Annotated in this window: 12 protein-coding genes; 8 read left to right on the forward strand and 4 right to left on the reverse strand. The window is 71.4% G+C overall.

Annotation, left to right across the window (positions count from 1 at the left end; all coding sequences use genetic code 11):
* Positions 1–188 precede the first annotated feature (188 nt).
* Positions 189–1,544, reverse strand: a complete 1,356-nt coding sequence (gene glp, locus ACFWBW_RS28105; RefSeq protein WP_385377868.1) for a gephyrin-like molybdotransferase Glp — start codon at positions 1,542–1,544, stop codon at positions 189–191.
* A gap of 4 nt (positions 1,545–1,548) precedes the next feature.
* Positions 1,549–2,451 (reverse strand): UTP--glucose-1-phosphate uridylyltransferase GalU, encoded by a 903-nt coding sequence (gene galU, locus ACFWBW_RS28110; protein ID WP_385377871.1) that lies wholly within the window; start codon positions 2,449–2,451, stop codon positions 1,549–1,551.
* 92 nt (positions 2,452–2,543) lie between these two features.
* On the opposite strand from galU, the gene ACFWBW_RS28115 reads away from it, so the two are divergent.
* On the forward strand, positions 2,544–3,155 hold the full coding sequence (locus ACFWBW_RS28115; RefSeq protein ID WP_385377873.1) for a 5-formyltetrahydrofolate cyclo-ligase: 612 nt from the start codon (positions 2,544–2,546) through the stop codon (positions 3,153–3,155).
* Between the two features lie 18 nt (positions 3,156–3,173).
* Here the strand turns inward: ACFWBW_RS28115 and ACFWBW_RS28120 are convergent, their stop codons facing one another.
* Positions 3,174–6,029 carry a penicillin acylase family protein gene (locus ACFWBW_RS28120; protein WP_385377876.1) on the reverse strand — a complete coding sequence of 952 codons (2,856 nt, stop codon included), beginning with the start codon at positions 6,027–6,029 and terminating at the stop codon, positions 3,174–3,176.
* A gap of 327 nt (positions 6,030–6,356) precedes the next feature.
* Between ACFWBW_RS28120 and ACFWBW_RS28125 the strand changes: the two genes are divergently transcribed.
* From ACFWBW_RS28125 to mscL, 7 genes are all read left to right on the forward strand, one after another.
* Complete coding sequence (locus tag ACFWBW_RS28125) at positions 6,357–7,958, forward strand: potassium/proton antiporter (protein ID WP_385377879.1); 1,602 nt, start codon at positions 6,357–6,359, stop codon at positions 7,956–7,958.
* Between the two features lie 365 nt (positions 7,959–8,323).
* The gene (locus ACFWBW_RS28130; RefSeq protein ID WP_385377881.1) at positions 8,324–9,664 is read left to right on the forward strand and encodes an MFS transporter; all 1,341 of its coding nucleotides are present in this window, start codon (positions 8,324–8,326) and stop codon (positions 9,662–9,664) included.
* 67 nt (positions 9,665–9,731) lie between these two features.
* Positions 9,732–10,037 (forward strand): FmdB family zinc ribbon protein, encoded by a 306-nt coding sequence (locus ACFWBW_RS28135; protein WP_385377884.1) that lies wholly within the window; start codon positions 9,732–9,734, stop codon positions 10,035–10,037.
* Positions 10,038–10,135: 98 nt separating this feature from the next.
* On the forward strand, positions 10,136–10,969 hold the full coding sequence (locus ACFWBW_RS28140; protein WP_385377887.1) for an S-methyl-5'-thioadenosine phosphorylase: 834 nt from the start codon (positions 10,136–10,138) through the stop codon (positions 10,967–10,969).
* Positions 10,970–10,989: 20 nt separating this feature from the next.
* Positions 10,990–11,766: an orotidine-5'-phosphate decarboxylase gene (gene pyrF, locus ACFWBW_RS28145; protein ID WP_385377890.1), complete on the forward strand. Its 777-nt coding sequence runs from the start codon at positions 10,990–10,992 to the stop codon at positions 11,764–11,766.
* A gap of 151 nt (positions 11,767–11,917) precedes the next feature.
* On the forward strand, positions 11,918–12,493 hold the full coding sequence (locus ACFWBW_RS28150; RefSeq protein WP_385377893.1) for a hypothetical protein: 576 nt from the start codon (positions 11,918–11,920) through the stop codon (positions 12,491–12,493).
* Positions 12,494–12,616: 123 nt separating this feature from the next.
* The gene (gene mscL / locus ACFWBW_RS28155) at positions 12,617–13,117 is read left to right on the forward strand and encodes a large conductance mechanosensitive channel protein MscL (protein WP_385377895.1); all 501 of its coding nucleotides are present in this window, start codon (positions 12,617–12,619) and stop codon (positions 13,115–13,117) included.
* Between the two features lie 13 nt (positions 13,118–13,130).
* Here mscL and ACFWBW_RS28160 read toward each other — a convergent pair whose 3' ends face one another.
* On the reverse strand, positions 13,131–13,415 hold the full coding sequence (locus ACFWBW_RS28160; protein ID WP_385377977.1) for a hypothetical protein: 285 nt from the start codon (positions 13,413–13,415) through the stop codon (positions 13,131–13,133).
* Positions 13,416–13,443: the final 28 nt, after the last annotated feature.

Raw genomic sequence — 13,443 nt, forward strand, 5'->3', positions numbered from 1 at the left:
CGGGGGGGGGGGGGGGTTCGGGAGAGGAGGGGGAAAAAATGGGGGAGGGGCCGGCTGTGGGGGGGTGCGGAGGTTGGGGGCAGGCCCCCCCCCCGGCGCTGCTCTGCGTACTCATATCTGCGTGCCGCTCCCGTCCGGGCCCCGCAAGGGCCTGTGTGGTGCAACACGCTACCCGCATCCGCCGGACCTCAGCCGAGCAGGACCACTTCCAGCTCGGCCCCGGGCTCCACCGAGGTCACGTCCTCCGGTACGACCATCAGCGAGTCGGCGTGCGCCAGCGCGGCGATCAGGTGCGAGCCCGATCCGCCGACCGGGCTGACCGTGCCGTTCTCCGCGTCGTACTTTCCGCGCAGGAACTGCCGGCGGCCCGCCGGGGAGCCGATCGCCTTGTCCGCCTCGAGCACCGCGCGCACGCTCGGCCGGCTGACCTCGGAGGCGGGCAGGCCCATGAGGGCGCGGATCGCGGGGCGCACGAACAGCTCGAAGGAGACGTAGGAGGAGACCGGGTTGCCGGGCAGGGCCAGCAGCGGGGTGTGGTCGGGGCCGATGGTGCCGAAGCCCTGGGGCTTGCCGGGCTGCATGGCGAGCTTGCGGAAGTCGATCCCGGCGCCGTCCACCTCGTCGTCGCCCGTGGAGACGGCCGTGAGGGCTTCCTTGACCACGTCGTACGCGCCGACGCTGACCCCGCCCGTGGTGACCAGCAGGTCGGCCCGGATGAGCTGGTCCTCGATGGTGGAGCGCAGGGTGTCGGCGTCGTCGGCGACGGCTCCGACCCGGTAGGCGATGGCCCCGGCGTCCCGCGCGGCGGCGGCCAGGGCGAAGCTGTTGGAGTCGTAGATCGTGCCGGCCGTCAGGGCCTCGCCGGGCTGGACCAGTTCGCTGCCGGTGGACAGGACGACCACGCGCGGGCGCGGACGCACCCGTACGGTGCCCCGCCCGATGGCTGCCAGCAGGGCGATCTGCGGCGGCCCGAGGACGGTGCCCGCGGCGAGCGCGAGGTCCCCGGCCTGTACGTCGCTGCCGCGCGCGCGGACGTGGGCCCGCGCCTCGGCGGGGCGGTGGACCCGTACCTCGCCGGCGGCGCCCTCGGGCGACTCGCTGGCGGGGGTCATCCCGGTGGCGGCGCCGCCGCCCGTGCCGCCGTCGGTCCACTCGACCGGTACGACGGCTTCCGCGCCGGGGGGCAGCGGGGCGCCGGTCATGATGCGGGCGGCCTGGCCGGGGCCCACGGTCGGCAGCTCGCCGTCGCCGGCCGCCACGTCCCCGATGACCGTCAGCACCGCCGGGAACTCCTTGCTGGCACCCTGGACATCGGCGGTCCGGACGGCGTAGCCGTCCATCGAGCTGTTGTCGAAGGGCGGCAGCGCGACGGGCACGGTGACGTCCTCGACGAGGACGCAGCCCTGGGCGTCCAGCAGCTGGAGCTCGATGGGCTCCAGCGGCCGGACCGTGCCGAGGACGTCCGCCAGGTGCTCGTCCACCGACCAGAGTCGCTGGGGGGTCCCGGCCGGCTGGGGGTCCTGCGGTGCTTCGGGCTTGCTCAAGGTCCTACATCTCCTCCGTGACGTAATGGTGAAGCCAGGCACGGAACTCCGGGCCCAGGTCCTCACGCTCGCACGCGAGTCGGACGATGGCCCGCAGGTAGTCCCCGCGGTCCCCGGTGTCGTAGCGGCGGCCCCGGAAGACCACGCCGTGCACCGGGCCGCCGACGGTCTCGTCGGCGGCCAGCTTCTGCAGGGCGTCGGTCAGCTGGATCTCACCGCCGCGGCCCGGCTCGGTCTCACGCAGTATGCCGAAGATCGCCGGATCGAGGACGTATCGTCCGATGACCGCGTAATTGCTGGGCGCGTCCGCGGCGTCCGGCTTCTCCACGAGACCGGTGATGCGGACCACGTCCGACTCGCCGGTGCGCTCGACCGCGGCGCAGCCGTAGAGGTGCACCTGGGAGGGGTCGACCTCCATCAGTGCGACCACGGTGCCGCCCGCGCGCTGCTGGATCTCCGTCATCCGGCGCAGCAGCGGGTCGCGGGGGTCGATGAGGTCGTCGCCGAGGAGGACGGCGAAGGGTTCGTCGCCGACGTGCGGCTCGGCGCACAGCACGGCGTGGCCCAGGCCCCGGGGGTCGCCCTGGCGGACGTAGTGCATGGTGGCCAGGTCGCTGGACTCCTGGACCTTCTTGAGCTTGTCGTCGTCGCCCTTGGCGATGAGCGCGGACTCGAGCTCGTAGTTGCGGTCGAAGTGGTCTTCGAGAGCACGCTTGTTACGGCCCGTGATCATGAGAATGTCGTCGAGGCCGGCCGACACGGCCTCTTCGACGACGTACTGGATGGCCGGCTTGTCCACCACTGGAAGCATTTCCTTGGGCGTCGCCTTGGTTGCGGGAAGGAACCGAGTGCCGAGGCCCGCGGCCGGGATGACGGCCTTTTTGATCACGGGGTGCAACTGAGTCATGGGCGGAACGATAGTGCTTCGTCATGAGGCCCGAGTGAGATTCAGATGAACATGATCAGGTATACCCCCATAGAAAGGGATACGAGCCAACCGTGACAGAGAACCAGCCGTCGACGGCCAAGACGGACCTGCGCCGTGAACTCCTCGCGGCCCGCCGCGCCCTGTCCGCCGACACCCTGAGCGCCGCGGCCCGCGCCCTCTCCCGCTCCGCCCTGGAGCTGCCCGAACTCAGCTCCGCCCGCACCGTGGCCGCCTACGTCTCCATCGGCTCCGAACCCGGCACCCGCGAGCTGCTCGACGCCCTCCGGGCAGCCGGCACCCGCGTGCTGCTGCCCGTCCTGCTGCCCGACAACGACCTCGACTGGGCGGCGTACGAAGGCCCCGGGAGCCTGGCCGAGGCCGCGCACCCGGGGAAGATGCGGCTCCTGGAGCCCGCCGGCCCCCGGCTCGGTCCGGACGCGGTGACCGGCGCCGACGCCGTACTGCTGCCCGGACTGGCCGTGGACCGGCGGGGGATGCGGCTCGGGCGGGGCGGAGGCTCGTACGACCGGGTGCTGGAACGGCTGGAGCGCGCCGGGGCGCATCCCGCGCTGGTCGTGCTGCTCTACGACGACGAGGTGGTCGCGCGGGTCCCGGAGGAACCGCACGACCACCCCGTACGAGCGGCGGCCACCCCGTCGGGGGTGGTCCGCTTCAGCGCTTAGACCCTGCGGTCCCCGCGGTCACGAATCCTCGGGCTGGAGGGTCAGGGTGTCGACCGTGGCCTCGGCCACGGCGTCCTTGCCGAAGGGCCAGTCCAGCAGTTCGCCCTTGGCCCACATCGTCGTCTGGTCCGTGTAGTGGTCGTGGTACGCGTGCCCCGAGGCGCCCGTCAGGTTGATCCAGCGGGACTTGTCGAAGTCGGCGAGGTTCACGACCATCCGCATCGACGGCACCCAGGTGACCCCGTACCCGCTGGAGGCGTTCCAGCCGGTCGCGTTGACGGTGGCCTCGCCGCCGCCCAGGTTCCAGGGGCCGCGGTTGAGGAGCCACTGGAGGTAGCCGGGGCCCTCGGTACCGATCGTCTGGTTCTTCAGCATCAGCTGGTGCAGCCGGCCCCAGCTCCAGGTCGACTGGTCCTTGCCGAGCTTGGCGGTCAGCTCCCAGCGGGCGTCCTTCATGGCCCGCGCGAAGAGCTGGTCGCGGTTGGTGGTGGCGGCCACGGTGCGGCCCACGGCGGGCGCCTGCCACCACTGCGAGTCCTCGTCCTTGACCAGGCGGCGGACCACCTCGAACCAGCGGTCCCCGCCGTCCGGCTGCGCCGAGTCGGAGCTGCGCTCACCGCATTCGCGGACCATCTTGGCGAGGTCGTCGGCCGGTCCGGTGGTCTGCTCGGGGACGTTCATGCAACTGCCCTCGACCCGGAGCTCCTTGGGCATCTTGTCGCCGAAGGCCAGCTTGAGGATGTTGCGCCAGACCGCGTTGAAGTACGCGGCGGCCGCCGAGTCGGGCTCCTGGGTGTAGTTCCAGCCCTCCAGCAGCTTCTGGGCGGAGCGGACGTCCGGGTCCGAGACGTCGATCTTGGCCAGCATCGGGGTCAGCAGCGCGGCGATCTCGCTGCTGTTGTCCATCTGCATGGTGCGCATGTCGTCGGTGGAGATCTTCCCGCTGTCCTTGATCTTCGCCTCGATGAGGTCGTTGATCCGCTGGCTGCGGGCGCCGTAGCCCCAGTCGGTGGTCAGCAGGTACGGGTACTTGCCCGGGCCGGTGCCGCTCTCGGTGACGGCCTGGTTGGCGGTCACGATGAAGCCGCGTTCGGGGTTGAGCACCCACGGCATCTCGTCCTGCGGGACGTAGCCGGCGTTGCCGTCCTTGCCGCCCTTCCAGGCGTACTTGGAGTCCCAGCCCGGGGTCGGCATCTTGCCGTCGGCGCCGCCGCCGCGGATCGGGATGCGGCCGGGGGCCTGGTAGCCGATGTTGCCGTTGGCACCCTTGCTGTCCGCGTAGATCAGGTTCTGCGAGGGGACCTCGAAGTCGCGGGCCGCGGCGCGGAACTCCTGGAAGTTCTTGGCCCGGTTGATCGAGAAGACCGCGTCCATCGACTTGCCGGGGTCCAGCGCGGTCCAGCGCAGGGAGACCCCGTAGCCGTTGCCGCGGTCCGGGGCGGCGCTGTTCACGGGGGCGCGGGCGCCGACCGTGGAGATCTCGTCGCTGCGGTCGGAGATCAGCGGGCCGTTGTTGGTGGACCGGACGGTGATCTTCTTCTCGCCGCCGCCGGCGATCTTGATGACCTCTTCGCGGGTGGTGAAGGGGAGCACCTTGTTGTCGTAGACGTAGCCCTCGGGCTTGACCTGCTCCAGGTAGAGGTCGGTGACGTCGGCGCCGAGGTTGGTCATGCCCCAGGCGATGTCGGCGTTGTGGCCGATGATCACGCCCGGCATGCCGGAGAAGGTGTAGCCGGCCACGTCGTACCGGCAGGAGGCCGAGGCCGCCCGGCAGTGCAGGCCCATCTGGTACCAGACCGAGGGCAGCTGCGGGGAGAGGTGCGGGTCGTTCGCGAGCAGCGGCTTGCCGGTGGTCGTGTAGCGGCCGGCGACGACCCAGGAGTTCGAGCCGATGCCGCTGCCGGCGGGGCCGAGGATCGCGGGGATCGTGTCGAGGGTGTTCGCCAGCGCGCTGAGCGAGGTGCGCAGGCCCACGGTGGCGCCCTGGGCGGTGGCGTTGCCGGCCAGCCCGGTCTCGCCGGTGGTCCCCGTGGAGACCTGGGAGCCGCTGGTGCTGCCCTGCCCGCCGGGGGTGGAGCCGGAGCCCACCGGGCTGCCGGAGCCGGGACCGGCCGCGGGGGCGTACTTCCCGCCCTTGACGGCGCCGCCCTCGACGATCGGACGGTTCCGGTCGAAGGGGTACGGCGGGTAGAGGTCGTTGATCTGCGCCTGCGAGAGCTTGCCCGTCATCAGCGCGCGGTCGATCTCGTCCTGCATGTTGCCGCGCAGGTCCCAGGCCATCGCCTTGAGCCAGGCCACCGAGTCGACCGGGGTCCACTGCTCGGGCGCGTAGTCCTCGCTGAGCTTGAGGGCGGCGTGCTCGACGGAGAGGTCCTTGCCGGACTTCCCCTTCAGGTACGCGTTGACCCCGTCGGCGTAGGACTGCAGGTACTTCTTCGTTTCCGGCGACAGCTTGGTGTCGTACTCCTGCTGCGCGACCTGGCGCCAGCCGAGCGTGCGCAGGAAGGCGTCCGTCTCGACCTGGCCGGAGCCGAACATCTCGGAGAGCCGCCCGGAGGTCATGTGGCGGCGTACGTCCATCTCCCAGAACCGGTCCTGCGCGTGCACGAAGCCCTGCGCGCGGAAGAGGTCGTCGTCGGAGTCGGCGTACAGCTGGGGGATTCCGTTGGCGTCGCGCTTGACGTCGACGGTCCCGGTCAGGCCGGGCACCTTCAGGGAGCCGGTGGTCTGCGGGAACGAGGCCCGCACGCTGTCCACGCTCCAGTACGCCCCGTACCCGAGGCCAGCGAAGAGCGCCAGCACCAGGACGAGCACGATCAGACGGGCGCGTCGTCCCTTCTTCTTGACGGAAGGGGCGGTTTCGTTGGCGGGCATCGCTGTCCTTAGAGGGGCAGGGTGGTCCTGGGAGTGCTGGGAGCAACCATAGGCGCAGGACCACCCCCGTTGATCCGCCAGGGGTCGAGCTCGTGGTCCGGCCCTTGCCGACGGCTCGTGACGAGGGGTCACGAGGACAGGGGCGCGCAGGCGTTTCACAATGTGGCTAGTGAGTAAAGGGCGCGTCAAAGATTAGGTAAGGTAACGAAGTACTTGCCGTCCGTGCCCGCGCCGGAACGATCCGTCAGTCCGACGTCCGCCGTTCCGCATCGCCCGGCACATCGAGGAAAGGGCCGCCCGCTGACTGTCCACACGCTCAATGAGCTCATGCTGGTCTGCTCGCTCGTACTGCTCGTCGCCGTGGCGGCGGTACGCGTCTCATCGCGCAGCGGACTCCCCAGCCTGCTCATTTACCTCGGCATAGGCATCGCGATAGGCCAGGACGGCATCGGCAACGTCGTATTCGACAACGCCGCGCTGACCCAGGTGATCGGCTATGCCGCCCTCGTGGTGATCCTCGCCGAGGGCGGTCTGGGTACGAAGTGGAAAGAGATCAAGCCGGCCCTGCCGGCCGCGATCGTGCTGTCGCTGGTCGGCGTCGCCGTCAGCGTGAGCGTGACCGCGGCCGGCGCGCACTACCTGGTCGGCCTCGAATGGCGGCAGGCCCTGCTGATCGGCGCGGTCGTCTCCTCGACCGACGCGGCGGCCGTCTTCTCGGTCCTGCGCAAGGTCCCGCTGCCTTCCCGGATCACGGGCGTGCTGGAGGCCGAGTCGGGCTTCAACGACGCTCCCGTCGTCATCCTGGTCGTGGCCTTCGCGACCGTGGGGCCGGTCGACCAGTGGTACGTCCTCATCGGGAAGATCGCGCTGGAGCTGGCGATCGGGGTCGCGATCGGCCTGACGGTGGGCTTCCTGGGCTCGTACGGGCTGCGGCACGTGGCCCTTCCCGCCTCGGGCCTCTACCCGATCGCGGTGATGGCGATCGCGATCACCGCCTACGCGGCCGGCGCGATGGCGCACGGCTCCGGCTTCCTCGCCGTGTACCTGGCGGCGATGGTGCTGGGGAACGCGAAGCTCCCCCACTGGCCCGCCACCCGGGGATTCGCGGACGGGCTCGGCTGGATCGCCCAGATCGGCATGTTCGTGCTGCTGGGCCTGCTGGTCACCCCGCACGAACTGGTCCACGACTTCTGGCCGGCGGTGATCATCGGGCTGGTGCTGACGATGGTGGCCCGGCCGCTGGAGGTCTTCGTCTCGCTGCTGCCCTTCCGGGTGCCCTGGCAGGAGCAGGCGCTCATGTCCTGGGCGGGCCTGCGCGGGGCCGTGCCCATCATCCTGGCGACCATCCCCATGGTGTCCGGGATCGAGGGCAGCGAGCGCGTCTTCAACATCGTCTTCGTCCTGGTCGTCGTCTACACCCTGGTCCAGGGCCCGACCCTGCCCTGGCTCGCGCGCAAGCTGAAGCTGGGCAACAACGACGAGGCCGCCTCCGACCTGGGGATCGAGTCGGCGCCGCTGGAGAAGCTGCGCGGACACCTGCTGTCCTTCGCGATCCCGCCCGCCTCGCGGATGCACGGCGTCGAGGTGAGCGAGCTGCGGCTGCCGCCGGGGGCCTCCGTCACGCTGGTCGTACGGGACGCGCGGAGCTTCGTACCGGCGCCGTCGACCGTGCTGCGGCGCGGGGACGAGCTGCTGGTGGTGGCCACGGACCCGGTACGGGACGCGGCGGAGGCGCGGCTGCGGGCGGTGGCCCTGGGCGGCAAGCTGGCGGGCTGGCTGGGGACCGGCGGGGACGGCGACGGAGGCGGCAGCGGCCGCAGCGGCGGCGGGAAGGCCAAGGGGTCCGGCAAGGGGTCGGGCAAGGGTTCCGGCAAAGGTTCCGGCAAGGGTTCCGGCAAGGGGGCCTCGAAGAGGCCCGCCAAGGATTAGAGCGACGCTCTAATTCATCAATTTCGATGCTTTCTGTCCGCATTCGACCCTGTTTGCATGGGACCTGAATGCGAAGCTCCAGTTAATCGCAGGTGAAGACACGCCTTGTAGCCGGAATCACAGGGCGTATCGGGCGATCTGCCTGTACGATTAAGGAACAACACATCGAACCAACTCTGCCTGACGCAGAGCTGGCGCGACCGCAAAGCGGCCGTGGCACCCTCCCGCAGTGGGCGCCCAGGTATCACTCGGTTTTGCGCAAGAGGACAGCTCTCGGGGCTCCCACATGTACGGGTGCGATCGCTCACAAGGCGCCGCATCGTCCGCAGACGGGGAGTTCTACCAGGCAGCGGAAAGGCCAGGCCGTGACATCCGCGGTCACGACCGACAAGTCCGCCACGTCCACCCGACCCGGCTACGGGCAGCTCCTGCGCACGCCCGGCGCCCTCGGCTTCGTTCTCCCGGGATTCGCCGCGCGACTCCCCTTCGGCATGCTGACGATCAGCATCCTGCTGCTGGTCCAGCACACCACCGGTTCCTACGGCAGCGCCGGCATCGTCGCCGCCTTCACCGGTATCTCCATGGCCGTGTTCGCCCCGGTCATGGGCAAGCTCATCGACCGCCACGGCCAGAGCGCCGTCCTGGTCCCGGTGGCCCTCGTCCACGCCACCGCCGTCAGCTCCCTGGTGGCGTTCGCGCTGCTGGGTGCGCCCGTCTGGGCGCTCGCACTGGCGGCCGTCCCCGCCGGTGCATCCGTCCCGCAGGTCGGACCCATGGTCCGGTCCCGCTGGGCGGCCAAGCTCGAGGGCTCCCCGCTGCTGCCCACGGCCGCAGCGTTCGAGTCCGTCACCGACGAGTTCACCTTCGTCGTCGGCCCGGTGCTCGCCACCGCGCTGTGCACCGGCATCAACCCGGCGGCCGGTCTGGTCACCGAGGCCGCGCTGACCCTGATCGGCGGCCTGCTGTTCGCCGCCCAGCGCGCCACGCAGCCCAAGCCCGTCGCCCGCCCGGCGCACGGCGAGAAGCACGCCCCGGCCCTGTCGTTCCACGGCCTGCGCGTCCTGATCGTCGCCTTCATCGGCATCGGCGCCGTCTTCGGCGGCATGCAGGTCTCGCTCGCCGCCTTCTCCGAGGAGATCGGCAACCCGGGCGCCAACGGTCTGCTCTACGGCGTCTTCGCCGCGGGCAACATGATCGCCGGCATCGCCTGCGGCGCCATCGCCTGGAAGATCGGCCCGCGCCGCCGCCTGATCCTCGGCTACATCGGACTCACCGCGGCCGCCTCGGTCCTGTGGGCCGCGAACTCGATGATCCTGCTCGGCGCGCTCGGCCTGGTCGTCGGTCTGTGCATCGCCCCCGCGCTGATCACCGGCTACACCATGATCGAGCAGCTGGTCCCGGCCACCTCGCGGACCGAGGCCTTCACCTGGCTCACCGGCGGCGTCGCCTTCGGGCAGGCCGGCGCCGTGACCCTGGCCGGCCGTCTGACGGACGCGCACGGGTCCTCGTACGGGTTCCTCGTGCCGATGGTTGCCACCGTGCTCGCTCTGGCGATCCTGCTGGCGCTGCGTGCGAAGCTTGCCCCGAAGGCCCCGAGCCGGATCGTCAGCTCGTCCAAGCCGGCCACCTCGACCACCTCCGCGGCATCCGCCGCGGGTGTGAACGAGCGTGGTCTGGGTCACCGCGTGCCGGTGACGGTGGACTGATCCGCCGGAATACGTCACCATGGAGCGTCGTTAGCACTCATTGAGTCAGAGTGCCAGGAGGAAATTCGTGCCGACCTACCAGTACCAGTGCACCGAGTGCGGTGAGGGCCTTGAGGCCGTGCAGAAGTTCACCGATGACGCACTGACCGTGTGCCCGAGCTGCGACGGACGCCTGAAGAAGGTGTTCTCAGCGGTCGGCATCGTCTTCAAGGGATCCGGTTTCTACCGGAACGACAGCCGCGGCGCTTCGTCGAGCAGCACCCCTGCCTCGAAGCCCGCGTCGACGCCGGCCGCCACCCCGGCCGCGTCCTCGTCGTCTTCGTCGTCCTCGACCTCGACCTCCTCGTCGTCGTCGAGCTCGTCGGCCGCCTGACGCGCTCCAAGGCTTCATCAGCCGTAACAGCTTCACCCGAGGCCCTGCCGTCCCCACCGGACAGCGGGGCCTTCGGCATGCCCCGTTAGGGTGGCCGCATGGCGAATGCAGAGATCGGTGTCATCGGCGGATCGGGCTTCTACTCCTTCCTGGAGGACGTCTCCGAGATCCAGGTGGAGACGCCTTACGGGCCCCCCAGCGACTCCCTCTACCTCGGCGAGCTCGCCGGCCGCACCGTGGCCTTCCTGCCCCGGCACGGCCGCAGCCACACCGTCCCCCCGCACAAGATCAACTACCGGGCCAACCTGTGGGCGCTGCGCTCCGTGGGCGTCCGCCAGGTGCTGGGCCCCTGCGCGGTCGGCGGCCTGCGCCCCGAGTACGGCCCGGGCACCCTGCTCGTCCCCGACCAGCTGGTCGACCGTACGAAGTCCCGCGCCCAGACCTTCTTCGACGGGGAGCCGCTCCCCGACGGCTCGGTCCCCAACGTCGTGCACACCACCTTCGCCGACCCGTACTGCCCGGTGGGCCGCGCGGTGGCGCTGGCGGCGGCGCGCGGGCGGGAGTGGGAGCCGGTCGACGGCGGCACCATGGTCGTCATCGAGGGGCCGCGCTTCTCCACGCGCGCCGAATCCCGCTGGCACGCCGCGGCCGGCTGGTCGGTCGTCGGCATGACGGGCCACCCGGAGGCCGTCCTCGCGCGCGAGCTGGGCCTCTGCTACACCTCCATGGCCCTGGTCACCGACCTGGACGCGGGCGCGGAGACGGGCGAGGGCGTCTCGCACACGGAGGTCCTCAAGGTCTTCGGCGAGAACGTCGGCCGCCTGCGCGAGGTCCTCTTCGACGCGGTGGCCGCCCTGCCCCCGACGGAATCCCGCGCCTGCCTGTGCACCCACGCCCACGACGGCTGGGACCTGGGCATCGAGCTGCCCTAGCCGCCGCGGACACTGGCGGGATGAACGACACCACCACTGACCGCCGGGTCATCGTCGCCCTCGACTTCGACGGCCGCGAGGCGGCCGAGGCCCTCGTGGCACGGCTCGGGGGCGCCTGCGGCTTCTACAAGGTCGGGCTGGAGCTGCTGACCGCCGCCGGGCCCGACCTCGTACGCGGGCTCGTCGGGCAGGGTCACGAGGTCTTCCTCGACCTGAAGCTCTTCGAGATCCCGAACTCCGTCGCCGGTGCCGTGCGCGCCGCGGGCGCGCTGGGCGTGTCCGTGGTGACCGTGCACTCCATGGGCGGTACGGGCATCATGGCGGCGGCGGTGGACGCGGCGCGGGAGTTCCCGGGGCTACGGGTGCTCGCGCTGACGGTGGTCACGAGCATGACCGCGAGCGACCTCGCCGACATCGGCATCGGCGGCAGCAGCGGCGTCGGCATTGGCAGCGGCAGCGGCGTCGTCCCCGGCGGTGTGAGCACCGACGAGCAGGTGCTGCGGCTGGCCCGGCTGGCGGCCGAGGCCGGCTGCGACGGGGTCGTCGGATCGCCCCGGGAGGCCGGTCCGCTGCGGAGACTGCTGGGGCCCGATCGGCTGATCGTCACGCCGGGCGTGACGCTGCCGGGCGTGACGCTGCCGGGTGGGCAGGCGGGCGGGGAGGCCGGCGGGCACGCCCGCTCCGACACCCCGTGGGCCGCCTTCGCGGCCGGGGCCTCGCACGTCGTGGTGGGGCGGTCGGTGACCCGGGCCGCGGATCCGGTGGCGGCGCTGCGGCGGATCGCGGTGGGGCGGTAACTCCTGCGGGTGATGGGGATATCCACAGGCTGGGGATCATCCACAGAGCCGAGCGGGATCCGCCGGGACGGCGGATCGTGAGGGACGTCCGGGCGCTGGGTCCGGACTCCGGGTCCAGGACCCGGGCCCGCTCCCTCAGGTGGTGGCCGTCATGACCGCGAACTCCCGCATCCCTTCCCTCTCGTCCCTCTCCTCACCTCACACCCACACCCCGGTGCGCTCCTCTCCCGTCCCCCGGCGCCCCTCTTCCGCTACGTGTCCTCCCGCGCGCTCCGTTCCCCTCTTCGCCCCGCTCCGCGTGGGGCGGGCCGGGGACCGGCTGCGCAGGGCGGTGCGGCGCCGGCGGCGCGGGGCCGCGGCCGGGCTGGCCGTCGTGGCGGCCGTACTGGCGGTGGGCGGCACCGAGGCGCGGGCCTCGCGGGGCTCCGCACCGCCCGTGGCGCAGCCTCCACCGGCGGCGGTGCGGCTGGTGTCGGCGCCGGTGCGCATCGCGGACGCGGCGACGGTGCGGCTGCTTCGGCCCGGAGACCGGGTGGACGTGGTCGCCGCGGAGCGCGGCGGGCCGCCCCGGGTGGTGGCGGCGGGGGCCCGGGTCGCCGAAGTGCCCGCTCCGGAAGCGGGCGTTGGGGACGGCGGGGCGCTGGTGGTGCTGTCCGTCCCCCGGGACACCGCGCGGGCTCTGGTGGGTGCGGGGACCGTTTCCCGACTGGCGGTGACCTTGTGTTGAATCGTACGAACGTGCGGCCAAGTCACGGCGGGGTGAGGGTCGATTGGACACCCCCGACCCAAACTGCCGTAGCTTTCGGAACCGTTGGCTCCATGTTCGGCAGATACGAAGAAAGGCTCAGTGGTGAGCGAGAAGAAGAAGGTGAGCGTGCTGGAAGGCTTCAAGGCCTTCCTGATGCGCGGCAACGTGGTCGACCTGGCGGTGGCCGTGGTCATCGGCGCCGCGTTCACGAACATCGTGAATTCTGTCGTGAAGGGCCTGATCAGCCCGGTGATCGGCCTCGTCGGCACGCAGAGTCTGGACGCCTACAAGACCTGCATCAAGGATCCCTGCGGAACCGGCGCCGACGGCAAGCCGACGGGCGTGGAGCTCCTCTGGGGCTCCGTGCTCAACGCCACGCTGACCTTCCTGATCACCGCCGCGGTCGTGTACTTCCTCATGGTGCTGCCGATGTCGAAGTACCTCGCCCGGCAGGAGGCGCGCCGCAAGGCGAAGGAAGGCGTGCAGGAGACCATGGAGATCACCGAGCTGGTGGTGCTCAAGGAGATCCGCGACGAGCTGATCGCCCAGCGCGGCGCGGGTGGCGGGAACGCCCACTCCGACGCTCCGAGCCCCCGGCTCTAGGCGAGCCCTGCGGTCAGACGTGGTGCGGGGGCTTCTCGTCGAGGAAGCGGGCCAGGTCGGCCGCGCTTCCGCCGGCGGGCAGCCGCTCGCCCCAGCCCCGGTCGGTGTCGTCCGAGGACTGCTGGTCCAGCGGGTCGCCGAAGTCCAGCCGCGGCTTCGGCCGTGACGTCGGCGGGGACTTCGGCTGGGGCTCGGCCGCGGGCTCCGGCCGTGCGGACTTCGGGGCGTGCGGGTCGGTGGCGGGGGGGGGGTTTCCGTCCCCCCGAGTCGCCCAACCCCCCCCCCCACCCCACCCCACTTTGGAGGGGGCGACCCCCCCAGGGCGG

The organism is Streptomyces sp. NPDC059957 (genome assembly GCF_042730015.1).
Taxonomy (GTDB): domain Bacteria; phylum Actinomycetota; class Actinomycetes; order Streptomycetales; family Streptomycetaceae; genus Streptomyces.

Bases quoted from the DNA above. Each gene is read 5' to 3' on its own strand.
- pyrF (WP_385377890.1), top strand. From the start codon at position 10,990: ATGAACGACACCACCACTGACCGCCGGGTCATCGTCGCCCTCGACTTC.
- ACFWBW_RS28120 (WP_385377876.1), bottom strand. From the start codon at position 6,029: ATGCCCGCCAACGAAACCGCCCCTTCCGTCAAGAAGAAGGGACGACGC.
- ACFWBW_RS28140 (WP_385377887.1), top strand. From the start codon at position 10,136: ATGGCGAATGCAGAGATCGGTGTCATCGGCGGATCGGGCTTCTACTCC.
- ACFWBW_RS28150 (WP_385377893.1), top strand. From the start codon at position 11,918: ATGACCGCGAACTCCCGCATCCCTTCCCTCTCGTCCCTCTCCTCACCT.
- ACFWBW_RS28125 (WP_385377879.1), top strand. From the start codon at position 6,357: ATGCTGGTCTGCTCGCTCGTACTGCTCGTCGCCGTGGCGGCGGTACGC.
- galU (WP_385377871.1), bottom strand. From the start codon at position 2,451: ATGACTCAGTTGCACCCCGTGATCAAAAAGGCCGTCATCCCGGCCGCG.